Here is a 23,375-nt window from a genome sequence, read left to right on the forward strand (position 1 = left end):
CTTGTCGATATGATTTCGACAAGGCGTCGATAAAAGTCGGCGTGACTCGCACCGACGACTTTGGAGCTTCCCGAATGTTCCTCGCCCTGCGTGAACTGTGGTTTGCGCGAAATCGATTCCTCTTGATGGGTGCCGTGGTTGCCCTCATCTCGATCCTGATGGTGATTCTGTCCGGCCTCTCGTCCGGCCTGGTAAACGACGGTGTCTCCGCTTTGCAGCGGACGCCGATTCAGGCGTTTGCCTTCGCGCCGGACACCAAAGCCGACTCAGCGTTTTCGCGCTCGGTCGTCACCGAGGAGCAGGCGCAGGCATGGCGCATGCAACCCGATGTCCAAGACGCCGAGCTCTTCGGCAACATGATCGTCAATGCAAAAACTCGCAGTGGCACGCCTGTCGATCTCACGCTCTTCGGCATCGAACCTGGCTCCTTCCTCGAGCCCGTCACCGCCGACGGGAGGGGACTGCATGCCGACACGGACATCATCGTCAGCTCTACCTTCCGTGACGACGGTGTTGCGATCGGTGACACCGTGATACTCGATCGACTCGGTACGGAGCTGACAGTTGTCGGATTCACCGAAGACAAGCGCACTTTCGGTCACGTCGACGTCGCCTACCTGCCCCTGCGTACTTGGCAGGAGGTTCACGCCGGTGCCAAGATCGGCGAAACCGCCAATGCCAGTGCCTATTCCGAAGCAAGTGTTGTTGCGATTCGGGGCATTGGTGGCGCGTTACCGGATCTCGTGTCGGGCGATGCGGCGGCGGGAACGTCCGCAAAGACGCTCGAGGAATCTTTCGACTCCTCACCAGGGTTCTCCGCGGAAATGATGACTATGTCGATGATCAAGGCGTTTCTGTACGCGATTTCGGCCCTGGTGGTCGGTGCATTCTTCAGTATCTGGACGGTTCAGCGCGGTCGTGAACTCGCAGTGTTGCGCGCGATGGGAGCCTCTACCGGCTTCCTGCTTCGTGACGGCATGGCGCAGGCACTGGTAGTGCTGCTTGGTTCCATCGGCCTCGGTGTGTTGCTGGGCTTGGGGCTCGGTTCGGGGCTCGAAGGCGGGGGGATGCCGTTCGCCCTCGAGTCCGGCCCAGTCGTCAACGGCGCAGTGCTCTTGGCGGTACTCGGGCTGGTCGGCGCAGCCGTTGCCATCGTCCGTGTTACCCGTGTCAACCCGCTCACCGCATTGGGAGAAAACCGATGACCACAGTCGAAAAGACCACAACCGGATTGGTATTGACCGCTGTCAGTCTTCGATTCGGTGACGGTGACTCCACCGTGCTCGCCCTCGACAACGTGAACCTGGAGGTCTCGTGCGGCGAACTTGTCGCGATCGTCGGACCGTCAGGCGCTGGAAAGTCGAGCTTGCTCGCTGTGGCAGGCGGACTCGGTCGGCCGTCGAGTGGAACGATTGTCATCGACGGCGTGGACGTGTCGGCGATGCCGGCCCGTGCTCTCGCCAAACTTCGACGAGACAAGGTCGGCTTCGTCTTTCAGTCCGGCAACCTGATTCCAGCGCTGACGGCGCGCGATCAGCTTCGGCTGATTCCCAAGCTCACGGGGCGGCCGGGTCGCGATCCCGAGGAGTTGCTCGACTCGGTCGGTATGAGTCACCGTGCAGATCGTCGACCCGGTCAACTCTCCGGCGGTGAACGCCAGCGCGTCGGTATCGCTCGGGCATTGATGAGCAATCCCTCGCTACTGCTCGTCGACGAGCCGACGGCTGCTCTCGACCGCAAACGCAGCCATGAGGTGGTCGAACTGCTCTCGCGCGAAACTCACGAGGCAGGCGTCGCTACGATCATGGTGACCCACGATCACGACGTGCTCGGGCACTGCGACCGCATCCTCGAAATGGTTGACGGTCGGTTGCGTCAGAGCGAGTAAGCCCGCGAGGGGACTGGAGGAGATTCGGTGCCGAGGATCGATGCGCCCACTGTGGTCGAGCATCGTGCTGCTCAGCGCCGTGCCCTCCTCGACGCTGCACACGCTCTTCTGTCCGAGGCCCCGGACCGGCCCCCGGGGCTCGGTGAGGTGGCAGCGAAGGCCGGGCTCGCCAGGTCGAGTGCCTACCACTACTTCCGGTCCCGGGAAGATCTCCTCAGTGCCGTCGTCGAAGACATGTTCCCGCGCTGGAACGACAAGATCGTCGAGGCGATGGCAGGCGCAGACGATCCGGTATGGGCGTACGTCGAGGCAAACCTCCAACTGGTTGCCGACGGGGAGCATGCGATAGTCGGAGCGCTGGCGACGCTGACCCCACAAACGTTTCGAGATTCGCGGATCATGGAAATGCACGACAGTCTTGTGCTTCCGCTGGTCGAGGCCCTCCGCCTCCGTGGCGTGTCGGACCCGAAGCTCACCGCCAAGTTGATCAACTCGCTGGTGCATACGGGTACCGAACTGATCGAATCCGGTTGCAGCATGGAGGAAGTCAGGTCCGCCGTGCGTGAGGTCCTCGCGTGACGGGCACCCTCAGGCCGTAATCAGATCCATCCGAAGGTACTCGGTGATGCGGAGCAGCCTCGGGGGTTGGGACACGTCTGAGGAAAGTGCTTGAAATGCTTCGTCTTTCGCGACGAGGCGTGGGGTGCCGAGTCTCACCTCCGTCTCGTCGACCGACAGTCGAGCGCTTCCCGCTCTCAAGACGTTCTGCACCCAGTCCGAGCCTGATCCGTACACCAGAATGAAGACGTAGCCACCCTCGACCGGATAGGCGTCGAGGGGCGTCCGGTAGGTCGTGCCGGATGTGCGTCCGACGTGAGTCAGTACCGGCCATTTACCGCTCGAAATTGCACGCGGGTTGAACACTCGCTTGTTGACATGTCCCCACCATCTCGGCATCGGCATTGCGATCTCCCTTCGCGAGCGCCTTACGAACGTAAGGCTGGCTTACACCTGTAAGGGTGACTTACGTATGTAAGGTTGTCAACGTATTCGTTCCTCGGAGGGGAGTCTGTGTGTCACGGCAACCGCGACAGTCGCTGAACAGGACTCGCGTAATCGAGGGTGCGATCCGCGTTGCCGACGCGGGTGGTGTCGAGGCCGTCACGATGCGACGGGTGGCCCAGGAGCTGGGCATCGAGGCGATGTCGCTCTACCACCACGTGCCCAACAAAGATGCGATTTTCGACGGCCTCGTCGATGCGGTCTTCGAGGCGATCGACCTGCCCGACAGTGAGTGTGCGGATTGGCGAGATGCAATCCGTGGACGCGCCTTTTCCGCTCGCGCAGTCCTGTCGCAGCACCGTTGGGCTCTCGGTCTGCTGGATTCGCGACGCAGCCCTGGCTCGGCGACCCTGCGTCATCTCGACGCTGTGCTCGGAGTGCTCCGGAAGGCCGGGTTCACACTCCCGATGGCCGCCCACGGAGCCTCGCTGATCGACAGCTACATCGGCGGATATGTTCTCCAGGAGGCGAATCTGCCGATCAGCGGGCCCGTCGACGTCGAAGAAGTTGCGAGTGACATCCTCGAGCGCCTTCCGGCTGAAGAGTTGCCCTTCCTTCACGAGATGATCGTCGATCACGGTCTGAGTCCGGCTTACGACCACACGAGTGAGTTCGCCTACGGTCTCGATCTCATCCTCGATGCGCTCGAGTCGCGTCGCGCATCGGCGGCACCGGTCCTCGAATAGCGACGATTCGTGTCCAGTTGCTCACCCTTACTGGGGTGACGCAAGGTTGTGTGCACGCGGGTGAGCTGCAGTGTCCCTATTGACAGGTGGCTGTATATACAGGACTATACATTCATCAAAAGTGACCCAAGGCACATTGCGTAGATGATGTGATGCACGCCCGCGGTGGCCGAGTCCTTCGATCGATGGAGTTCTGATGACTGAACGTCTTCCTGGAGAAGACCGGACGGAAGACGACAATGTCCTGCTCGACGGGAAAGGGTTGTCGGTTCACCGGGTGAACGAAATCGCGCGAGAGCCGGCCGTGATTCGACCTGCCGACGCGGCTCTCGAGCTCACACGGCGGTCATGGGAGACCGCGGTTCGGGTTTCCTCCCGTCAAGCGGTGTACGGGCGCACTACCGGGGTAGGCGGGAATCGCGAAACATCCGTCTCCGACGGTGTGCAGCAGGATCTGAGGCTTCTGAGAAGTCACGCAACGGGATCGGGCCCCAGGCTCCCTGACCGGTTGGTGCGCGCCGCGATCGTCATCCGCACCAACCAGATCCTCAACGGCGGCTCAGGTATGCATCCCGACATCATCGACGGTCTGGTTGCTGCTGTTGCTTCACAGAACCTGCCGACAGTGCACGCACGCGGTGCGATCGGAACGGGTGACCTGAGTGCGTTCTCCGAAATCGCCATGGGGCTGATCGGCGAGAGCCCGCTTCGCGACGGACGCACCGGAATCGGTTGGACTCCGCACCACGGTGATGCACTTCCGTTCATTTCCACCAATGCGATGACGGTGGCGATCGCCGGCGACACCAGTATCGAAGTCGCGGGGTGGCTTCAGCACTGCTTGGTTGTCAGTGTTCTTTCCGTGCTTGCGTCGCGTAGTTCTGTCGAACCGTTTGCTGCACAAGTACAGTCGGCAAGAATGCACTTCGGTCAAGCGGAAGTCGCAGAGCGGGTTCGCGATCTGCTGGCACCACACGACATCACACCCGTGAGAGTTCAGGACTCGTTCGGGTTTCGCGCCCTACCGCAAATCTTGGGTGCCACCTGGCAAGCGGTGCATCGACTGCAGAACACGCTGAGTATCGAGATGAATTCGTCTTCGGAGAATCCGCTGGTGTCGGTCGAAGACGACATGGTGTTCCACAACGGAAATTTCCACGCAATGCCAATAGCCCTTGCAGTCGACGAGGCGAAGTTGGCGGTCGCCAGTGCTGCCCTGCTCTCGCAATGTCGGCTCGCCAACCTCTCCGACCCCGCAGTCACCGGCCTTCGTGCGTTCCTTGCAGACGGTCCCGACGGCAGCAGCGGAACCATGCTTCTCGAATACACGACTTCTGCTGCCATTGCCGAGATCCGCTCGTCGGCGGCACCGGGGTCGTTGGGCCACACGGTAATTTCGCGCGGCACCGAGGATCACGCAAGTTTCGCATCCCAAGCTGCAACTCAATTGGCGGACATTCTTGCCCAATCTCGATTGGTGCTGGCGTGTGAACTGATCTCGGCAGTTCGCGCACTCTCGCAACAACAGCGTGAGCTGGATCCGGCGACCGAGCTCGGCGCGTACCTCGCGCGTGCGCGTTTGGTGCTGGACACGAGGACCGAAGACCGGCCACTCAGTGCAGATCTGAGTGCCGCCGTGAACTTTCTTTCTCAACCGCTCGACCAGTAAGCAGGTGGACCGAATCACAAGTAGGTGTGTGCTCGAACGGAACTCGACCATTTCTCCTGGGTGCGTCCGGACTCAGGTCGACACGAAAGTAGTTCGTAGATGATCAAATTCGACAAGGTCACCAAGGCGTATCCAGACGGAACCATTGCCGTCGATGCTCTCGATCTGGAGTGCCCGACGGGAAAGATCACCGCGTTGGTGGGTCCTTCCGGCTGCGGCAAGACGACCTCACTCCGCATGATCAACAGGCTGATCGAACCGACGTCAGGCACGATTTCGCTCGACGGCGAGTCCACGGCGGGAATGGATCCGGCCCTTCTGCGTCGACGCATCGGGTACGTGATCCAGCACGCGGGTCTCTTTCCCCATCGCACCATCGTCGACAACATAGCGACCATGCCTCGATTGCTCGGTGCGAGTAAAAAGGAATCTCGCACTCGCGCTATGGAATTGCTCGAAACGGTTGGTCTGACGACCAACTTCGCCGACCGCTATCCGTGGCAGCTCTCCGGAGGGCAGCAGCAACGAGTCGGTGTTGCGCGAGCATTGGCTGCGGATCCGTCATTCATGCTGATGGACGAACCGTTCAGCGCCGTTGATCCGGTTGTTCGCGGCCAGCTGCAAGACGAGTTTCTCCGTCTGCAGAAGGAAATCGGAAAAACGATCATCATCGTCACCCACGACATCGACGAAGCGCTGAAACTCGGGGATCAAGTGGTGGTTCTGCGTACCGGCGGCATTCTTGCGCAGGCGGCGACGCCCCTCGAATTGCTGACTCAACCTGCCGACGAATTTGTTGCCGACTTCGTCGGACGTGACCGTGGGTACCGATCGTTGGGGTTCACGACATTGGACGGCGACCTACCGACGGTGTCAGAACCCGTTGCGCATCTAGCCGATTCCGCTGCGGCGGCCCGCGCACTCACCGGCGATACGTGGCTGTTGGTAGTGGATCCCGCGAACAAGCCGCTCGGGTGGGTGAGGCCGGACGCGCTCACGGATTGTATTCGCCCGGATGACTTGAATCTCAGTGGAACACTTGCTGATTCCACCGGGACGATGCGCGCTCTGCTGGATGCGGCGCTGTCAGCGCCGAGCAAGCGGGGCGTTGTCGTGGACGACGCCGGACGCCTGGTGGGAACCGTCACTGCGCATGCTGCAGTGGAAGCCATCGAGGCTGCCGATCTGGCTGACGCGGGGAGGGCACTCCGATGAACTTCGAATGGCTCGGACGTCAGTCCGACCGGATCATGGACTTGGTGGGATGGCATGTTCTGCTGTCGTTGATCCCCTTGGTGATCGGCTTGGTGGTCGCGTTGCCGATCGGCTGGGTCGCCTATCGCAGTCGTCGGTTGCATCCCTACGTGGTGGGGACGGCCGGATTGCTCTACACGATCCCTTCGCTCGCGCTCTTCGTGCTCCTGCCTCCAATTCTGGGTACCAAGATTCTGGATCCGATGAACATCATCGTGGCGCTCACCGTGTACACCGTTGCTCTGCTCGTGCGGGTAGTGGCCGACGCGCTCGATTCGGTTCCGCCGGAGACGGTTCTGGCAGCGACGGCGATGGGTTACCGGCCGTATCAGACGCTGTTGAAAGTGCAGTTGCCAGTAGGAGTTCCGGTGATCTGTGCAGGTTTGCGCGTCGCAGTCGTCTCGAACGTCAGTCTTGTCTCACTCGGCGCACTCCTGGGTATTCCGCAGATAGGTTCCTTGTTCACCCAGGGATTTCAGTTGCGTTTCTACACGCCCATCATCGCGGGTATCGCTCTGTGTCTGGTGCTGGCGTTGATCCTTGATCTCCTCATCATGTTGGCGAATCGGCTGTTGACGCCGTGGACCCCGAAAGTGACTACATCATGATCAGCTTCCTTCTCGACGGATCCCACTGGACCGGGCCGGACGGCATCCCCACCCTTCTCGTTCAGCATTTGATGTACACATTCGCCGCGCTGGCGGTGGCTGCGGTTATCGCGATCCCGCTCGGTCTCTACATCGGACATACGGGCCGTGGCTCCGTTGTTGTTGCTGGACTGGCCAACTCGCTACGAGCGCTGCCGACCATCGGTCTGCTGATCCTACTGGTTCTCATCATCGCGCCGTCATTCCCGAACAAACTCGCGTATCTGATCCCCAGCCTCATCGTCCTGGTGCTTCTCGCGATCCCTCCCATTCTCACCAACACGTACGCCGGAGTTCGAGCGGTCGATCAGGCTGCAGTCGACGCCGCGCGGGGGATGGGATTTCGGTCGATGCGGATCTTGACCGAGGTCGAGATTCCATGTGCCCTACCACTCATGTTGTCCGGCATCAGAAGTGCCGTGCTTCAGATCGTCTCCACTGCGACTGTCGCCGCTTACATTTCTTTGGGCGGACTCGGCCGGTTGTTGATCGACGGAAAAGCTCAGAGCGATTACGGCCAGATGGCGGCCGGAGCCGTACTGGTATCGCTGATTGCCCTGGTTTTCGATCTCGGAATCGGAGCACTGACTGCGCGGGTCGTTTCGCCTGGCCTGACCAGGCGCGATCGGAAGAAGAAGACCGAGAAGACCGCCGCCCCCTCACAGCGCACCGCTGTGCCTGAGCCCGCACCGATCTGAGGACGTTCGACATGAAGAAGGTATTGATCGCCGCGTTGGTCGGCGTGACAGCGGTTGCGTTGTCCAGCTGCGGAATCGGCAAGGACCCCTTGGCTACGGACGGCGGCGGTAGTGCTGAGGGCGCCATCGTGATCGGTTCCGCCGATTTTCCCGAGAGCCAACTGATTGCGACCATTTACGCCGAAGCGCTTCGTGCCAACGGTATCGACGTTACCGAGAAGTTGAACATCGGTAGCCGAGAACTCTATGTACCGGCACTGCGCGACGGTTCCATCGATCTGATCCCCGAGTATTCCGGCGCCTTGTTGCAATATCTGGACAGCAAGACAACGGCGACGGCTTCAGATGAAGTATCCGCTGAAATCGATGCGAAATTGCCCAAGGGTCTGGTGGCTCTCGAGCCCTCGCCCGCAGAGGACAAGGATGTACTTGCCGTCAAACAGGAGACGGCGGAAAAGTATTCGCTGGAGACCGTCGAGGATCTGGTGCAGCATGCCGACGAGTTGACTCTCGGCGGACCGCCGGAATGGAAGACGCGCGAAAACGGCGTCGCCGGCTTGAAGACCAAATACGGCCTGACATTCCGGGAGTTCCTGGCACTCGATGCAGGTGGACCCCTCACGCTCAATGCGCTTCTGAGCGGGCAGATACAGGTTGCCGATGTCTTCAGTACCGATCCTGCGATGCGCTCGGAGAACTTGGTTGCACTCGAGGATACGAAGCACCTGTTCCTCGCGGAGAACATCACGCCGATCATCAACGAGTTGAAGGCTCGCGATGACGTCCGATCCGTGCTCGCGGGGGTTTCGGCGGCGCTGACCACCGAAGATCTCATCGAGATGAACCAGCGCGTTGCCGATCTCGACGACATGAGTGACATCGCTCAGGACTGGTTGCAGGAGAACTCCCTGGTGCCATGATCGAAGGCCGGGGTGGCGTCCTTGTCGTCGGTCGAACAGACGATATCGATACGACCCCGCTCGGGGTAACGTCGCGAAGTCAGGCATGCCTCGACCTCGCGGCGAGCCGTTCCGACCAAGGATGCCGACATGCCGAGAAGCCGACCGCGCACACCCATTGGACGAGTTCGGAACGGCGCAGCCACTACAACCACGGTTGTAGTGGCCGGCCTGTGTCTGGCATCAGGCTGGAACGCCCATGCAGTTTCCGAGTTGCGCTGTAGTTCCGCTCACGACGCCTAGTGGCACCGGACGGGCAATTCTCACCAGCGAGGGCGTCACCGTCATCGAATCACCGCCGGGAACGCTGACCGACCGCGGCGTCGGTGACGGCTCCACCGTCGCTCAGATCGAATCGGTTTACGGCAACGATCATTCGACACGGACGATTCAGACTGAGTCAGGCCAATCGATCTTCGTCACCACCGGTGATCCGGGGCAAGTCGGTAATGGCGACCCCGGAGGGTTGATCGGCTTTTCGATTCACGGCGGCACGGTCGGGCCTCCTGTGATCGGTGGTGTCCCCGGCTTCGAGTACTGCTCGGGCAATTCGTCGACTTCGACTTCACGATTGCCGACGGCATCCACATCCGAGGGGTGCGGAACGATCACGTACCCCGAGACAGGCGTTGTCGCCTCCATCGACAATCTGCAAGGCGGCATCACTTGTGAGGTGGCAAAGGACATAGTTTCGAGTGCTCGGACAGAACTCGTGGAATCAGTTTTCAGGCAGTCCCGTAGATCTGCTGGAGGCGCGCCGAGGCTAGCGCTGAACCGGCACGTGCTTCGTGACTATCCGGTGGATCAGACGAGCAGCCGTTCGGGCGGTGCGATTGTCGACGTCGAGGCTCGGGTTCAGTTCGGCGACATCGAGAACCGCGAGTTTTCCGCTGGACGTGACTCGGTCACATACGTATTGGATGGTTTCGAGGCTGACTCCGTAGGCCGCAGGTGCGCTGACGCCCGGCGCCACAGCTGCAGGCAGGACGTCGAGGTCGATGGTCAGGTAGACCAGATCGACGTCGTCGAGGAAGTCTGCGAGGAACTGATCCACGACGCCTCGGCCGATCGCTCCGCATTCTTCGTCGAGCAGATAGCGAACACCGAGGCGGTGAGCCGTGTCGAACAGCGCCGTGGTGTTGCTCGGTTGGCTGATTCCGATCACGCTGTACTGATGCGAGGTGCCTGCCGCGGCTTCGTCCTCGGCGATCTGACGAAAGGGTGTGCCGGAGCTGGGTATCGGATCGCCCCGCAGGTCGAAATGCGCATCCAAGTTGAGGATTCCGAGTTTGGCTCCGGCGGTTCGCAACTCGGAGCCCGCGACGCCGAGGTATGTACCGTAGGCGATTTCGTGTCCTCCCCCGAGAACCACGGGGAAGTGTCCCGAATCAAGCGCAGCGCTGACGGCGTTCCCGAGTGCGGCTTGACCGGCCTCGAGTTCTTCACCCGACACGGCAACGGTTCCGGCGTCCTGAATCAGCAGTGGTTCGGCCAGTGCCATGGAAGCCAACCCGGCTCGCAAAGCGTCGGGGCCATCCGCGGCGCCGCGGCGGCCCTTGTTGCGGCGGACTCCTTCGTCGCTGGAGAATCCGATCAGAACACAGTCGCCGGGAGCTGTTTCGGCTGAATACGGTTGCACGGCATGATGCCACCGCAGATGCTCGGCAGTGGTGCCGTCGGAGCGCCCGGTCCACGGCTTGGGTTCGATGTCGACTGCGATCTGATGAGCCACGACGGCCTCCCGGTGAGTGTATTTCAGTAGCTTGTGGCGAGTGCGCCGTTTTTCCAGACCTCGCGCACCAGAGGGACGCCCGGGCGGTAGGCGAGGTGGAGGTACGACGGTGCATCGAGCGCGATGGCGTCGGCACGTGTTCCGAGAGAAAGGGTTCCGACGTCGGTGCGCTGCAGCGCCCGGGCGCCTCCTGCAGTGGCTGCCCAGACTGCCTCGGCGGGTGTCATGTGCATGTCTCGCACCGCAATTGCTATGCAGAACGGGAGGCTGGTGGTGTAGCAGGTGCCGGGATTGCAGTCGGCGCCGAGAGCTACGGTGACGCCGGCGTCCAGCAGTGCGCGGGCGTCGGGGTACTTGTTGCGGGTGGAGAAGTCGGCACCTGGCAACAGTGTTGCGACGGTGGAACTCTGAGCCAGGGCGTCGATGTCCTCGGCGGTGACGTAGGTGACGTGATCGACGGACGCGGCTCCCATCTCGACGGCGAGCTGAACTCCTGGCCCTTCGCCGAGTTGATTGCCGTGGACGCGGGGGATCAGTCCAGCGGCGACGCCTGCGCTGAGGACTGCATGTGCCTGTTCGCGGTTGAACGCCCCTCGTTCGCAGAAGACGTCGATCCACTTCGCGTGTGGCGCACAGGCAGGGATCATCTCGTCGCACGCCATGGCGACGTAGTCATCGGCGCGGCCGGCATATTCGGGTGGTGGAACGTGGGCGGCCAGCAGTGTGACCTCGTCGGTGAACTGTCCGGCGATCAGTGCGCTGCGTAGTTCGCTCTCGGTGTTCTGCCCGTATCCGGTCTTGCATTCGACGGTTGTGCTGCCGGAGCGCAGGGATTCGTCGAGTAGGCGTCGAACATTGGCCTGCAATTGTTCGTCGGTGGCCGAGCGCGTCGCTTCGATGGTGTTGCGAATACCGCCCGCCGCGTACTTCTCGCCCGCCATGCGAGCTGCGAATTCCTCGGCCCGCTCGCCACCGAACACCAGGTGCGAGTGACTCTCCACGAAACCGGGGAGCAGGGCCCGACCGCCGATATCCTGACCGATATCGGCAGCCGGGGCGTCGGCGGAATCACCGACCCAAGCAACAACGCCGTCGTCGAAAACGATTGCCGCGTCGTGTCGTACGCCGAGCTTGCCCTCACCCAGAGTCGGGTCATTGGTGACGAGGGTTCCGATGTTGGTCAGAACAGTGGTTCGAGAACCATTCGTGGTCAATGTAATTCCTAACTCAGGGTGAGGTGGTGAAGCTGTTTCAGTTCTCGGTCATCGGGATGCGGACGCCGCGGGTGGCTGCCGTGTCGATGGCGTGGTCGTATCCTGCATCCGCATGCCGGATGACACCCATCCCGGGATCGTTGGTGAGAACTGCTTCGAGCTTCTTGGCTGCGAGTTCGGTGCCGTCGGCGATGCACACCTGTCCCGCGTGGATGGAGCGTCCCATACCGACGCCGCCGCCTTGGTGGAGTGAAACCCACGAAGCGCCGGACGCGGTGTTGACCAGGGCGTTGAGCAGCGGCCAGTCGGCGATCGCGTCGGACCCGTCGATCATCGATTCGGTTTCGCGGTACGGCGAGGCGACCGATCCGGAGTCGAGGTGATCGCGGCCGATGGCGATCGGTGCGGAGAGCTCGCCCGAGGCCACCATCTCGTTGAACTTGAGGCCGGCGAGGTGGCGCTCACCGTATCCGAGCCAGCAGATGCGAGCCGGAAGGCCTTCGAAGGCAACCTTTTCGCCGGCCATGGTGATCCAGCGGCGCAGGTGCTCGTTCTCGGGGAAGAGTTCGAGGATGGCCTTGTCGGTGGCCTCGATGTCCTTGGGATCACCCGAGAGCGCCGCCCAGCGGAAGGGGCCGAGGCCTTCTTCGAAGAGCGGACGGATGTAGGCGGGAACGAATCCGGGGAAGTCGAATGCACGGTCGTAGCCGGCCTTGCGGGCCTCGTCGCGGATGGAGTTGCCGTAGTCGAATACCTCGGCGCCGGCGTCCATGAATCCGACCATGGCCTTGACGTGTGCGGCCATCGCGTTGCGGGAATCTTCGGTGAACTTCTGCGGATCCTTCTCCGACATGGTCTTCATGTCGCCGAAGTCGATGCCGATCGGCAGGTAGGCGAGGGGATCGTGCGCCGAGGTCTGGTCGGTCACGATGTCGATGGGGGCCTTCATCTCCAGCAGCGCCGGGAAGATCTCTGCCGCATTGCCTTCGAGGCCGATGGAGAGCGGCTTCTTGGCATCGCGTGCCGCGGTCGCCAGTTCGAGCGCGTGCTCGATGCTGTCTGCCTTGGTGTCGAGGTACTTGTGGGCGATACGACGGTCGATGCGGGTGATGTCGCAGTCGACGCAGATCGCGACGCCGTCGTTCATAGTGACGGCGAGAGGCTGAGCGCCGCCCATGCCGCCGAGACCCGCAGTGAGGGTGATCGTTCCGGCGAGTGAGCCGTTGTAGCGCTTCTTCGCGATGGCGCCGAAGGTCTCGTACGTACCCTGCAGGATTCCCTGGGTGCCGATGTAAATCCAGGAGCCTGCGGTCATCTGGCCGTACATGGTCAGGCCGAGGTCTTCGAGACGGCGGAACTCTTCCCAGTTCGCCCAGTCACCGACCAGGTTGGAGTTGGCGATCAGCACTCGCGGTGCCCACTCGTTGGTGCGGAAGACACCGACCGGCTTGCCGGACTGCACCAGCATGGTCTCGTCGTTCTTCAGCGTCTTCAGCGTGGCGACCATGGCGTCGAAGGCAGCCCAACTACGCGCTGCGCGACCGGTTCCGCCGTAGACGACGAGGCTGTCCGGGTGCTCGGCAACATCGGGGTCGAGGTTGTTCATGAGCATGCGCAGGGCACCCTCCTGCTGCCAACCGAGCGTCGTGAGCTCGGGGCCGCGGGGAGCACTGACGGGGCGCGGCTCGTGGCCGGGGGTGCTGATTTCCATTGTGTTCTCCTAGCTTGCTGAAGTTCGAAAGACGTTGGGGGATCAGACGCGAGAGTCGGTCATCGCGGTGTGATCGGGGTAGATCATCGACGAAGGGGGATTGCTCGTGCGCTTGGCGAGTGGGTAATAGATCAGCCCGGTGAACACGATGCCGACCAGCCACGAGATGTCGGCGCCGCCGAGCATGTCCGTGACGGGGCCGGTGTACATCTTCTGGGCGAGGAACGGGATCTGGGCGAGAACGCCGGCGGCGTAGCAAGCCAATGCGGTGAAGTTCCATGCTCCGTATCGACCGTTGACGTCGTACAGCGCCGGAATGTCGATGCGTTCCTTGGAGATCAGGTAGTAGTCGATCAGATTGATCGCACTCCACGGCGTGAACACCATCAGCAACACCAGGACGAAGTTCTTGAAGTTGTCCAGGAAGTCGGCGCTGGCGGCGATGGCGATCAAGACCGAGACCGCAGTGAAACCGAGGATGTAGAGGGTGCGCGCGGTGCTCGAGATTCGCGACTGTCCGTTGAAGGCGGTGACGGTGGTCAGGATCGACATGAATCCGCCGTAGGCGTTGAGCACGTTCACCGTCAGCTTGCCGACCAGGATGACGAAGTAGATCAGGAAGGCGATGGCAGCGGGTCCGGCCAGATCTCCCATGAAGCCGACCTGGTTACCCAGGAACGCGTCGCCGGCGCAGGCCGCGACGAGAGCGCCGAAGGTCATGGACCACTGCGATCCGATGACACTACCGAGGAACGTCGACCAGAACGTGGTGCTCTCGGAAGTGCTGCGCGGCAGGTAACGCGAGTAGTCGGCGACGTACGGGCCGAAGGTGAGCTGCCAACCGGCACCCAGCGAGATCGCGAGCAGGAAGGTGACTATGTCGAAGCCCTTGATGCCGACGTACGAGGCGACGTCGTACTCGAGGAACAGTCGAACGGCCAGGTAGGAGAATCCGACGATGCCCACGACGGTGGCGATCCTGCCGACGATGTGGATCAGCTTGTAGCCGGTGACCGCGACGAATGCGGTGAGGAGACCGAAGACGACGATGCCGACGGTGGGGCTGTCGATGTGCAGGATCTTGTTGACGGCCTGTCCGGCCAACACGGTGCCGGTGGCAGCGAAGCCGAGGTACATCAGGATGACGAGAACAAGCGGTACGACTGCTCCCTTGACGCCGAACTGGGCGCGACTCGAGATCATCTGGGGGAGACCCATACGCGGGCCCTGTGCGGAGTGAAGCGCCATGACAGCGCCACCGAAGATGTTGCCGATCAGAAGTCCGACGATCGCCCAGATGGCGTCCGCGCCGAATACGACGGCGAGAGCGCCGTCGACGATTGCAGTGATCTGCATGTTGGCGCCGAACCAGAGAGTGAACTGGCTGCGCGGGGTGCCGTGTCGTTCTGCATCCGGGACGACGTCGATAGTGCGTCGTTCCGGAGTGAGGATGACCTCGGCCGGTCCATCGTGAGTCATAGGCCTGTCTTTCTGCTGCGAGCCCGTCGAGCGACGGAATCGACGTCGGGGTATTGCCCACCTTCTTCGTGCTTGGTGCTTTGCGCCTTGTGCTTTGTGCGCTGGGTCACTGTCACTGCGGATAAATGTATATGCCTGTATATACAGGCGTCAATACCCAGGACCCGTTTTCGCGTAAATGCTGTGTAACACCGCGCGAGAAATCAGAAACCCTTACCCGGGTTGAGGATTCCGAGCGGGTCGAAGGCAGCCTTGATCGATCGGTGCAGTTGCATGCTGTCCTCGCCGAGCTCGAGAGAGAGCCAGCGACGCTTCAGAACGCCGACGCCGTGCTCTCCGGTCAGAGTTCCGCCGAGTTCGAGAGCACGCCGGAAGACCTCGTCCGCGGCGGTCCACACGGCTTCGGGGACCGAGCCGTCGGCAGTGCGGTCGAAGACGAAGGTCGGATGGACGTTGCCGTCACCAGCATGCGCGACGGTCATGATCTTGACCATGTGCTCGGCGGCGGCTCGGTCGATACTCTCGAGCATGTCGGGCAGTTTCGACCGCGGGACCCCGACGTCTTCCACGAGACATTGCCCGAGTCGTTCGGAAGCCGGATAGGCGAGTCGGCGAATCTCGAGTAGCTGTGCGGCTTCTGCCGCGTCCTGCGAGACGGCGACAAAATCTGCGCCCGCCCTCTCGAAGTGTTTCTGCATCGCCGCGGCTGCTGCGTCGGCATCGACCCCGTCGGCCTGTGCGATCAGCATCGCGGCGGTGTTGTCTTCCAACCCGATTCGTTTCCAGTCGTCGACTGCGCGCAGCGTTGCTCGATCGATCAGCTCCAGCAGGCTCGGTCCGATCCCGTCGCGAACGACCGCGGTAACTGCGTCCGCTGCGGAGCGGAGAGAATCGAAACTGCCGACGACGGTGACCGGTGCTCTCTTGGGCTTGGGCTGCAACTTCAGCGTGGCACTCGTGACGACTCCGAGTGTTCCCTCCGAACCGACGAGAAGACTGGTCAAGTCGTATCCCGCAACACCTTTGACGGTCCTTCGGCCTGTCCGCACGATCCGACCGTCGGCGAGCACAACCTCGAGACCCAGGACTGAATCGCGGGTGACGCCGTACTTCACGCAACGCAGTCCACCGGCGTTGGTGGCGATGTTTCCGCCGATCGTGGAGATCTCGAAACTGCTCGGATCAGGGGCGTACATCAGCCCGTACTCGTCTGCTGCTCGACTGATGTCGGCGTTGATCACCCCGGCTTCCACGACAGCGAGTTGATCGTCCGGATTGACCTCGAGAATCGAGCGCATGCGAGTGGTCGAGATGACCAGGCAGCCCTCGACGGCTGCCCCGCCGCCCGCCAAACCGGTTCCCGCACCGCGGGTTACCACCGGGACACGGTGAGCAGTAGCCCATTTCAGCGCCTCGGAAATGTCGGCCGCAGTTTCGGCGAGCATGACGGCTGCCGGATGGCCGGGTTCGGCGAGATGGGCCTCGTCACGGCGGTACGAGTCCATTACCGCAGGGTCGGTGATCAGGCGACTCGAACCGATCGACCGAGCAAGTTCGTGGACGGACATTCTTTTCTCCAGTCGGTCAAAGGTTGTATGCGAGTGCATCCACAGCGGAGATCACGGCGTCTTCTGCTGCCCGCTCACCTACGGTCACCCGCACTCCCTCGCCGGGGAACATCCGGACCGAGACACCCTGCGCGACGCAGGCCGCTTCGAGTGCAGAAGCTCTCTTGCCGAGAGGGATCCACACGAAGTTGGCACCGCTCGGGACCGTCTCGACGCCGCGCAGAGCCAATTGCTCACGTAGGTGAGAACGACCCTCGGTCACCGTTTCGACTATCGAATCGGTGTGTGCCGGATCGGTCAGGGCCGCGCAGGCCGCGGCCTCGGCAACGGCGCTGAGCCCGAAGGGCGGTGCAGCGCTGCGAAGATCCGCTGCGATCGCCGAGTTGGTGACGGCATAGCCGGCACGAAGTCCGGCCAATCCGTAAGCCTTGGAGAAGGTTCGGAAGACGACGATGTTGGGAAAGGCTCGAAGCAGGTCGACGCCGTCGACGTCGCTGGTCGCGAACTCCCGGTAGGCCTCGTCCAGGAGGATGAGGACGTCGCTCGGGATTGCACGGGCGAACGCGACGAACTCGGCGGTCGAGAACTCGCTACCGGTCGGATTGTTGGGGTTGCAGACGAGTACCGCGCGGGTTTGCGGGGTCACCGCCGCCGCCATTGCACTCAGATCGTGCCGATGTTCGGAATCGAGTGCGACGGGGACACCGCTCGCCCCGGCGATTCCGATCAGTATCGGGTACGCCTCGTAGCTGCGCCACGGGTAGACGACCTCGGTGCCCGGACCCGTGTACGCAGTCAATACCTGCTGGAGCAGTGCCAACGAACCGGCGCCGACCAATACCTGGTCGTCGCCGACGCCCAGGCGGCCGCTCAACCGAGCGATCAGCGTGTCGCCGAACAGCGACGGATACAAGTGCGAGTGTGAGGCCGCGAGATTGACGGCCTCGAGAATGGCCGCCGAGGGTGCAACCGTCGACTCGTTGCTCGACGCCCGCCACCGAACCTGCTCGAGGCCGGCGGCTTTGGAGTATCGAGGGAGTGCTTCGATTTCGGGTCGGGGGCGAGGCCTCAGCGCACCGGGCGCGCTCATGCCAGGGCGCCGATCGCGTTCTCCGCGGCCGCAACAAGTGCACCCGATGCCGCCAAGTCCACCGCGGCCTCGATCTCGGGGGACAGGAAGCGATCGGTACCCGGCCCCTGCACCTTCTCGCGCAGGGTCCGAAGGACGGCTCCGGTGGCGGGGGAGGGCTCGAGTGGGGAGCGCAAATCGATTCCTCGTGCTGCAGTCAGTATCTCGATCGCGAGAACTCGGGTGAGACCGTCGATGGACCGGCGGAGCTTGCGTGCACCCGACCATCCCATGGAGACGTGATCTTCCTGCATGGCCGAGGAGGGAATCGAATCGACACTGGCCGGGCTCGCGAGTCGCTTGAGTTCGGACACGATGGCAGCTTGTGTGTACTGCGCGATCATCAGTCCGCTGTCGACACCGGGGTCGTCGGCGAGGAAGGGGGTCAGACCGTGATTGCGTGCTACGTCGAGGAAGCGGTCGGTTCGGCGTTCGCTGATCCCCGCGACATCCGCGGTCACGATGGCGAGAAAGTCCAAGACGTAGGCCACGGGAGCTCCGTGGAAGTTACCGTTCGACCGAACCCTTCCGTCGAGAGTGACGACGGGATTGTCGACAGCACTGGCCAATTCGCGCCCGGCAACCAGTCGGGCGTGATCGACGGTGTCGCGTGCGCCGCCGGCAACCTGCGGTGCGCACCGCAGTGAGTACGCGTCCTGAACTCTGGTGCAGTCAGGGCCCGCATGGCTGGCGACGATCGGGGAGTCGGCAAGCAAGCGCACCATGTTCGAGGCGGCCGCGCCCTGTCCGGGGTGGGGGCGAAGCGCCTGAAGATCGGCGGCGAACACTTGATCGGTGCCGAGCAAGCCCTCGACGCTCATAGCGGCAGCGATGTCGGCCAACTTGAGCAGATGATCGAGATCGGTGATCGCAAGGGCCAGTTGACCGAGCATCCCGTCGGTACCGTTGATCAGTGCGAGGCCTTCCTTCTCGGCCAGAACCACCGGTTCGAGACCATGGGCAGCCAATGCCGTTGCCGCATCGGTGAGTTCACCGTCGGCGGTGCGGACGAAACCTTCACCGATGATTGCCATCGCCACATGCGCCAGTGGTGCCAGATCTCCCGAGCATCCGAGGCTGCCGTATTCGTGCACCACCGGGGTGATGCCTGCGGTGAGTAGGTCGGCGTACGCCTGTGCGACTACAGGGCGCACTCCGGTCCGCCCGGTGGCGAGCGTCGACAGACGCAGAAGCATCAAGGCCCGGATCACTTCGCGTTCGACTTCCGGTCCCGAACCTGCCGCATGTGAGCGGATCAGGCTGCGCTGCAACTGTGTCCGCAGATGCGCCGGAATGTGCCGGGTGGCAAGTGCGCCGAATCCGGTGGAAACTCCGTAGATCGGTGTGGGGTCTGCGGCCAGGGCTTCGATGCGTGCACGACTTTCGGCGATCGCGGCCAGTGATTCCGCGGTCAATGCAACGCCGTATCCGTTGCGCGCGACGTCGACGACGTCGGCGATGGTGACAGCGCCGATTCCGACCTCGATGGTTCGGGTGGCTGTCTGGGTGGCAGGGGTGGCGTTCATGGGACTCCAATGATGATGCGTGGCTATCTAACAAAGTCTTGTATACGAGACTCTAGTCTTGAATATGAGACGAAAACAAGGCCCGCAAAGTACGGAACGGAGAAGTTGGCTACATGTCTGCGGTCGGGGTCTCCACCATTCGATCTCCGAGATCGGCGGAGAACTCGGCGCTGACGGCGCGCACTCGGTCGGCGATCAGGGCACTCTCCTCGGCCGATTTGGAGCCGGAGAGGAAGGTGACGCCGAGAGCTGCGACCGGACGACCGTCCCGTGTGATCACGGGGCTGGCGATGCAATTGATCCCGGATGTCGTCGCATTCTCTTCGACCGCATATCCGCTCTCACGTGCTGCGGCGAGCAGTTCTCGCAGTTCGGCGAGCGTCGACGGACCCGTTCCGGTCCGCGTCGGCCAGGTGTACCCCTCGTAGAGCGCGCTGATCTGTTCCGCATCCAGACGGCTCAGAATCGCCCGCCCGACTGCGGTGAGATGCGCCGGAAGGCGGGTCCCGATCTCGGTCACCAACCGAACGCCGGGCTTCAGAGGTTCACGTTTGTCGAGGTAGATGACGTCAGAACCCTGAAGTACCGCCAGATGGGAGGTCTCGTCGGTCGACTGAGTGAGTGCCAGCATGAATCGTTGGCCCTCACGGTGAAGTGGGCCGGACCGCATGTACGACGCACCGACTTCGAACGCCGAGACACCCAGGGTCCAGGCGCGTTGATCAGCCCAGTACGAGACGAACCGTCGATCCCGCATGACATTGAGGAGGTGATGCGTCGTACTCTTCGGCAGCTCGAGGGCGCTGGAGATTTCTGCCGTCGCCAGCGGCACACCCCGGCGGGCCAGGAGATCGAGCACGTCGAGCACGCGCTCAGCAGATTTCACGCGGCTCGTCGTCATGTGGGGTGTGTCCTTACGGGTAGGGCTGAGGTGGGAGCGGGGAACCACATTGTCTCGGATACGAGACTGAATCGCCAAGTGCTCGGGGTGGTCAGGGTGTCTGGCTGCCGAGTTCCGCGGACAACCGGGCGCAGTGCTCCACCAAGACACGACCGTGGCTGGCGCAGACCTCGTCCGTCAGACGGAATGTCGGGCCGACGACGCTGAGCGCTCCGGCTATCTGACCGACCGCGTTGTAGATCGGCGCGGCAACTCCGGTCGAGTGATCCTCGATGGTGTCGTGCGCAATGGCGTACCCGCTCTCGCCTACCTTGCCGCTCAACGCTGCGCCGACGGCGGTGCCGTCCAGGGGAACGCTCTGGCCCACCCACCCCATGTGGCGGATCGCGTGCGTGCCCTCGATCTGATCGAGATACAGCGCAGTGTCTTTCGGTCCCTTCGTCGACAGGTAGGTCGACTCTCTCGTGGTTTCGGCGATGGCCTTCATCGCGGGCCGCGCTCTCGGCAACAGTTGATTGTCACCGAGAGCGCGAGCCCCGATCTGTAGTAGCCGCGGGCCGACGCGATAGACGTTGTCCTCGCCGCGGACGACGAACTCGGTTTGTTCGAGGCTTCTGATCAGGCGAAGCGCGGTACTGGTTGCCAGATCGGTTGCCTTGGCGGCGTCGCCGAGCGTCAACCCGCCGTGCTCGACGATCGCACCGAGAAGTTCGAACGTGCGATTCGCGCTGCGGGTCACGTCGCCGGGGGCCATGTCCTACTCCAAGTGCCGAGGGATGTCTGCGCTGAATCTATCGCGAGCCCGGCAGTACCTCACCGTGGTGCTCGTCCAGCAGGGGACTGCGGCGGACATCGGGGCGTCGGCTATCACCGAACACGACGGGTTGTCGTACGTAGGAGATTTTTCCTGCTACCGGGTGCTCGAACGATTCGACGACTCCGCGATACTCGGCCTGCGCGGAGGTGAGTGCCTGCTGGACGTCCCAGATTTCCGAGCCGGCGAGGCCCGCGTCGCCGAGAATACCGACCACGTCGGTGACGGTCTTTCCGGCAGCCCAGTTTTCGATCTCCTTGCGCAGTGCCGGTTCGTTCTCGGTCCGGGCGGTGTCGTCGGCAAATCGGGGATCTGCGATCAGGTCGACGCGATTCATCGTCTGCGCCAGCTTCTCGAAACCCGACTGGCTCGCAACTGCGAGGACGAAGAGTCCGTCGTCGGCCTTGTAGGTGTCGAACGGTGTTGACACCGGATGACGGTTGCCGACGCGTGGGGGAGTGAGCCCGGTGGATTGCAGTTGGCTGTGTGCTGTCGGCAGCATGGCGAGCATGCTGTCGAACATCGCGACGTCAAGGTGCTGCCCGAGTCCGCTCGCCCGTGCACTCAGCAGGGCGGTACTGATTCCCCAGGCGGCGAACAGCCCGGCGACCAGGTCTCCGAACGACTCACCCAACCGTGTCGGCCCGGATTCCTCCGAACCGGTGATGCTCATGATTCCCGAAAGAGCCTGGACTACAAGGTCGTAGGCGGCGGCTCCGGACATGGGCCCGTCCTGTCCGAAACCGGAGATGGACGCGTACACGATGCGCGGATTGCGAGCCCGCGCAGCCTCGTAGTCGATTCCCAGGCGCTTGGTGACGCCGGGGCGAAAGTTTTCGACGACGACGTCGGCGGTCTCGATGAGCGTCAGCAGCGCCTCACGGTCCTCGTCGTTCTTGAGGTTGAGTGCCACCGAACGCTTGCCACGATTCAGCACGTTGAAGTAGATGCTCTCGCCGTCGCGGAACGGGCCGAGGTGCCGAGAGTCTTCACCGTGTTCGGATTCGATCTTGACGACGTCCGCACCGGCGTCGGAAAGCAGTGCGGTGCAGTAGGGTCCGGCAAGGACGCGCGAGAGGTCGATGACCCGGATGCCGTCGAGTGGGGGAAGTGCAGTCATGTCCGCGCCTTTCAGAACTCGGTGGAACGCGGCGACGGAGCATTGCCGGCAATGGTGAGCAACTGGATCTGCGAGGTGCCCTCGAAGATGCGGAGAATGCGGCAATCGCGGTACAGGCGTTCGATTTCCGATTCGCGCATGAAACCTGCGCCACCGTGGATCTGTACGGTTTGATCGACGATCGAGAAGCAGGCTTCGGTGGCGACGTACTTCGAAATCGATGCGGCGCGGCGGATGTCCTGACCGGCGTCCTTGACGTCGGCGGCCCAGTCTGCGGTGACGCGTGATGCGACAAGTTGCGCGTCGCAGCCACCGAGGAGTAGCTGGATTGCCTGGAAGTCGAAGATCGGCGTGCCGAACTGCTTTCGCTCCGTTGCGTACTCGCGTCCCAGTTCCCAAGCGCGCAGAGCGATGCCGTTTGCCATTGCCGCTACGTCGATGCGTGCTCGGTTCAGGGCGGTCAAGGCAATGTTGCCGCCGCGACCTTCGGTGCCGATCACGGAGTCGAGCGGCAGAACGACGTCGTCGAGGTAGACGGTGTACGTCGGGGCCGAACGAATTCCCATCTTGTCCTGGGGCTCCGAGTAGCTGATTCCCGGAGTTCCCTTGGGGACGACGAAGGCGGTGATGCCTCGGAATCCTGCGCTCGGGTCCGTCTTGGCGAAGAGCACGACCAGGTCGGCTTCCTTGGCGTTGGAGATGTACGTCTTCGATCCGGAGAGATGCCAGCCGTCGTCCTCGCGTCGGGCGACGGTACGCATCGAGGCGATGTCGGAGCCGGCATCGGGTTCTGTGAGTGCAAAGCCGGCCAGTAGTTCGCCCGACGCGAGCTGGGGCAACCAGCGATGCTTCTGCTCTTCGGAGCCGCCGACGAGAATCGGCTCGAGGCCCAGGTAGTGGGCGGTGTAGATCGATGCCAGCGCGGCGTCGGTGCGTGCAACTTCTTCGATGGCGACCAGTTGGGTTCGTGTCGACAGACCCAGCCCGCCGAATTCCTCGGGCACGGAAATGCCCATGAGGTCCTGCTGCCCGAGGCGCTTGACCAGCTGCGCCGGGAACTCCTTGGACTCGTCGCGTGCGGCTGCTCCTGGGTGGATCTCGGCGTTGGCGAAGGCTCGGACAGTGCTGCGGAACTCTGCGAGATCGACGCTGTCGGTGTCGGGCGCGGTCTGGGTAGTCACGGGGGCTCCTTCGAGGCGGAATAGTTACGAATTTCATCTAATGAAATCTAATTGCCACTAGTTGGCATGGACTGACTATGGCCGAGGCTGGCGAATTTGTCCAGGGGTGAAGTTGTTGTGTCGCGGCTCACGTTCTG

General features: G+C 62.6%; 22 protein-coding genes. 9 read left to right on the forward strand and 13 right to left on the reverse strand.

Going from position 1 to position 23,375, the window contains the following annotated elements:
* The first annotated feature begins 74 nt into the window (after window positions 1–74).
* The 3 genes from V3587_RS01550 to V3587_RS01560 are packed head-to-tail and all read left to right on the forward strand — an operon-like array spanning window position 75 to window position 2,467.
* Complete coding sequence (locus V3587_RS01550; RefSeq protein ID WP_230359936.1) at window positions 75–1,205, forward strand: ABC transporter permease; 1,131 nt, start codon at window positions 75–77, stop codon at window positions 1,203–1,205.
* Window positions 1,202–1,888, forward strand: a complete 687-nt coding sequence (locus V3587_RS01555) for an ABC transporter ATP-binding protein (protein ID WP_003939803.1) — start codon at window positions 1,202–1,204, stop codon at window positions 1,886–1,888. Before V3587_RS01550 ends, V3587_RS01555 begins: the two co-directional genes overlap by 4 nt.
* A gap of 27 nt (window positions 1,889–1,915) precedes the next feature.
* Window positions 1,916–2,467 (forward strand): TetR/AcrR family transcriptional regulator, encoded by a 552-nt coding sequence (locus tag V3587_RS01560; protein WP_054781557.1) that lies wholly within the window; start codon window positions 1,916–1,918, stop codon window positions 2,465–2,467.
* Window positions 2,468–2,476: 9 nt separating this feature from the next.
* Here V3587_RS01560 and V3587_RS01565 read toward each other — a convergent pair whose 3' ends face one another.
* Entirely contained in the window at window positions 2,477–2,851 is a 375-nt protein-coding gene (locus V3587_RS01565; RefSeq protein WP_283376046.1) for a nitroreductase family deazaflavin-dependent oxidoreductase, read from the reverse strand.
* 110 nt (window positions 2,852–2,961) lie between these two features.
* Between V3587_RS01565 and V3587_RS01570 the strand changes: the two genes are divergently transcribed.
* From V3587_RS01570 to V3587_RS01595, 6 genes are all read left to right on the forward strand, one after another.
* Window positions 2,962–3,636: a TetR/AcrR family transcriptional regulator gene (locus V3587_RS01570; protein WP_208690225.1), complete on the forward strand. Its 675-nt coding sequence runs from the start codon at window positions 2,962–2,964 to the stop codon at window positions 3,634–3,636.
* A gap of 196 nt (window positions 3,637–3,832) precedes the next feature.
* Window positions 3,833–5,305, forward strand: a complete 1,473-nt coding sequence (locus tag V3587_RS01575; protein WP_003940419.1) for an aromatic amino acid ammonia-lyase — start codon at window positions 3,833–3,835, stop codon at window positions 5,303–5,305.
* Window positions 5,306–5,404: 99 nt separating this feature from the next.
* A complete protein-coding gene (locus V3587_RS01580) occupies window positions 5,405–6,520 on the forward strand; it encodes an ABC transporter ATP-binding protein (RefSeq protein WP_099697510.1) in 1,116 nt (371 codons plus the stop codon).
* The gene (locus tag V3587_RS01585) at window positions 6,517–7,167 is read left to right on the forward strand and encodes an ABC transporter permease (protein ID WP_003940005.1); all 651 of its coding nucleotides are present in this window, start codon (window positions 6,517–6,519) and stop codon (window positions 7,165–7,167) included. Before V3587_RS01580 ends, V3587_RS01585 begins: the two co-directional genes overlap by 4 nt.
* On the forward strand, window positions 7,164–7,904 hold the full coding sequence (locus tag V3587_RS01590) for an ABC transporter permease (protein WP_030536962.1): 741 nt from the start codon (window positions 7,164–7,166) through the stop codon (window positions 7,902–7,904). Before V3587_RS01585 ends, V3587_RS01590 begins: the two co-directional genes overlap by 4 nt.
* An 11-nt stretch (window positions 7,905–7,915) precedes the next feature.
* The gene (locus V3587_RS01595) at window positions 7,916–8,824 is read left to right on the forward strand and encodes an ABC transporter substrate-binding protein (RefSeq protein WP_030536963.1); all 909 of its coding nucleotides are present in this window, start codon (window positions 7,916–7,918) and stop codon (window positions 8,822–8,824) included.
* Window positions 8,825–9,346: 522 nt separating this feature from the next.
* Here the strand turns inward: V3587_RS01595 and V3587_RS01600 are convergent.
* From V3587_RS01600 to V3587_RS01655, 12 genes are all read right to left on the reverse strand, one after another.
* Window positions 9,347–9,505: a hypothetical protein gene (locus V3587_RS01600; protein WP_180279583.1), complete on the reverse strand. Its 159-nt coding sequence runs from the start codon at window positions 9,503–9,505 to the stop codon at window positions 9,347–9,349.
* A gap of 121 nt (window positions 9,506–9,626) precedes the next feature.
* Window positions 9,627–10,595, reverse strand: coding sequence for a formimidoylglutamase (hutG, locus tag V3587_RS01605; RefSeq protein WP_099697511.1), 969 nt, complete (start codon window positions 10,593–10,595; stop codon window positions 9,627–9,629).
* Window positions 10,596–10,618: 23 nt separating this feature from the next.
* Window positions 10,619–11,809, reverse strand: coding sequence for an imidazolonepropionase (gene hutI / locus V3587_RS01610; RefSeq protein ID WP_029256288.1), 1,191 nt, complete (start codon window positions 11,807–11,809; stop codon window positions 10,619–10,621).
* A gap of 37 nt (window positions 11,810–11,846) precedes the next feature.
* The gene (gene hutU, locus V3587_RS01615; RefSeq protein WP_099697512.1) at window positions 11,847–13,520 is read right to left on the reverse strand and encodes a urocanate hydratase; all 1,674 of its coding nucleotides are present in this window, start codon (window positions 13,518–13,520) and stop codon (window positions 11,847–11,849) included.
* Between the two features lie 42 nt (window positions 13,521–13,562).
* Window positions 13,563–14,999, reverse strand: coding sequence for a purine-cytosine permease family protein (locus V3587_RS01620; protein ID WP_003940251.1), 1,437 nt, complete (start codon window positions 14,997–14,999; stop codon window positions 13,563–13,565).
* Between the two features lie 203 nt (window positions 15,000–15,202).
* Window positions 15,203–16,567, reverse strand: a complete 1,365-nt coding sequence (locus tag V3587_RS01625; RefSeq protein ID WP_054187470.1) for an FAD-binding oxidoreductase — start codon at window positions 16,565–16,567, stop codon at window positions 15,203–15,205.
* Window positions 16,568–16,583: 16 nt separating this feature from the next.
* Window positions 16,584–17,657, reverse strand: a complete 1,074-nt coding sequence (locus V3587_RS01630; RefSeq protein WP_054187469.1) for a histidinol-phosphate transaminase — start codon at window positions 17,655–17,657, stop codon at window positions 16,584–16,586.
* The gene (gene hutH / locus V3587_RS01635) at window positions 17,654–19,222 is read right to left on the reverse strand and encodes a histidine ammonia-lyase (protein ID WP_099697513.1); all 1,569 of its coding nucleotides are present in this window, start codon (window positions 19,220–19,222) and stop codon (window positions 17,654–17,656) included. Before hutH ends, V3587_RS01630 begins: the two co-directional genes overlap by 4 nt.
* A 109-nt stretch (window positions 19,223–19,331) precedes the next feature.
* Complete coding sequence (locus tag V3587_RS01640) at window positions 19,332–20,123, reverse strand: IclR family transcriptional regulator (RefSeq protein WP_007732728.1); 792 nt, start codon at window positions 20,121–20,123, stop codon at window positions 19,332–19,334.
* Window positions 20,124–20,214: 91 nt separating this feature from the next.
* Window positions 20,215–20,877 (reverse strand): IclR family transcriptional regulator, encoded by a 663-nt coding sequence (locus V3587_RS01645; RefSeq protein WP_003939923.1) that lies wholly within the window; start codon window positions 20,875–20,877, stop codon window positions 20,215–20,217.
* Window positions 20,878–20,914: 37 nt separating this feature from the next.
* Window positions 20,915–22,057 (reverse strand): CaiB/BaiF CoA transferase family protein, encoded by a 1,143-nt coding sequence (locus V3587_RS01650; protein WP_054187466.1) that lies wholly within the window; start codon window positions 22,055–22,057, stop codon window positions 20,915–20,917.
* A gap of 11 nt (window positions 22,058–22,068) precedes the next feature.
* The gene (locus tag V3587_RS01655; RefSeq protein WP_007732726.1) at window positions 22,069–23,238 is read right to left on the reverse strand and encodes an acyl-CoA dehydrogenase family protein; all 1,170 of its coding nucleotides are present in this window, start codon (window positions 23,236–23,238) and stop codon (window positions 22,069–22,071) included.
* Window positions 23,239–23,375 lie beyond the last annotated feature (137 nt).

It is taken from the genome of Rhodococcus sp. IEGM 1306, from assembly GCF_036541985.1.
Lineage (GTDB): Bacteria > Actinomycetota > Actinomycetes > Mycobacteriales > Mycobacteriaceae > Rhodococcus_F > Rhodococcus_F qingshengii.

Excerpts from the sequence above, each read along its gene's own strand:
- V3587_RS01550 (WP_230359936.1), top strand. The coding sequence starts at position 75 with ATGTTCCTCGCCCTGCGTGAACTGTGGTTTGCGCGAAATCGATTCCTC.
- V3587_RS01555 (WP_003939803.1), top strand. The coding sequence starts at position 1,202 with ATGACCACAGTCGAAAAGACCACAACCGGATTGGTATTGACCGCTGTC.
- V3587_RS01565 (WP_283376046.1), bottom strand. The coding sequence starts at position 2,851 with ATGCCGATGCCGAGATGGTGGGGACATGTCAACAAGCGAGTGTTCAAC.
- V3587_RS01575 (WP_003940419.1), top strand. The coding sequence starts at position 3,833 with ATGACTGAACGTCTTCCTGGAGAAGACCGGACGGAAGACGACAATGTC.
- V3587_RS01580 (WP_099697510.1), top strand. The coding sequence starts at position 5,405 with ATGATCAAATTCGACAAGGTCACCAAGGCGTATCCAGACGGAACCATT.
- V3587_RS01585 (WP_003940005.1), top strand. The coding sequence starts at position 6,517 with ATGAACTTCGAATGGCTCGGACGTCAGTCCGACCGGATCATGGACTTG.
- V3587_RS01590 (WP_030536962.1), top strand. The coding sequence starts at position 7,164 with ATGATCAGCTTCCTTCTCGACGGATCCCACTGGACCGGGCCGGACGGC.
- V3587_RS01595 (WP_030536963.1), top strand. The coding sequence starts at position 7,916 with ATGAAGAAGGTATTGATCGCCGCGTTGGTCGGCGTGACAGCGGTTGCG.
- V3587_RS01600 (WP_180279583.1), bottom strand. The coding sequence starts at position 9,505 with ATGGAGGCGACAACGCCTGTCTCGGGGTACGTGATCGTTCCGCACCCC.
- hutU (WP_099697512.1), bottom strand. The coding sequence starts at position 13,520 with ATGGAAATCAGCACCCCCGGCCACGAGCCGCGCCCCGTCAGTGCTCCC.
- V3587_RS01620 (WP_003940251.1), bottom strand. The coding sequence starts at position 14,999 with ATGACTCACGATGGACCGGCCGAGGTCATCCTCACTCCGGAACGACGC.
- V3587_RS01625 (WP_054187470.1), bottom strand. The coding sequence starts at position 16,567 with ATGTCCGTCCACGAACTTGCTCGGTCGATCGGTTCGAGTCGCCTGATC.
- V3587_RS01630 (WP_054187469.1), bottom strand. The coding sequence starts at position 17,657 with ATGAGCGCGCCCGGTGCGCTGAGGCCTCGCCCCCGACCCGAAATCGAA.
- hutH (WP_099697513.1), bottom strand. The coding sequence starts at position 19,222 with ATGAACGCCACCCCTGCCACCCAGACAGCCACCCGAACCATCGAGGTC.
- V3587_RS01640 (WP_007732728.1), bottom strand. The coding sequence starts at position 20,123 with ATGACGACGAGCCGCGTGAAATCTGCTGAGCGCGTGCTCGACGTGCTC.
- V3587_RS01645 (WP_003939923.1), bottom strand. The coding sequence starts at position 20,877 with ATGGCCCCCGGCGACGTGACCCGCAGCGCGAATCGCACGTTCGAACTT.
- V3587_RS01650 (WP_054187466.1), bottom strand. The coding sequence starts at position 22,057 with ATGACTGCACTTCCCCCACTCGACGGCATCCGGGTCATCGACCTCTCG.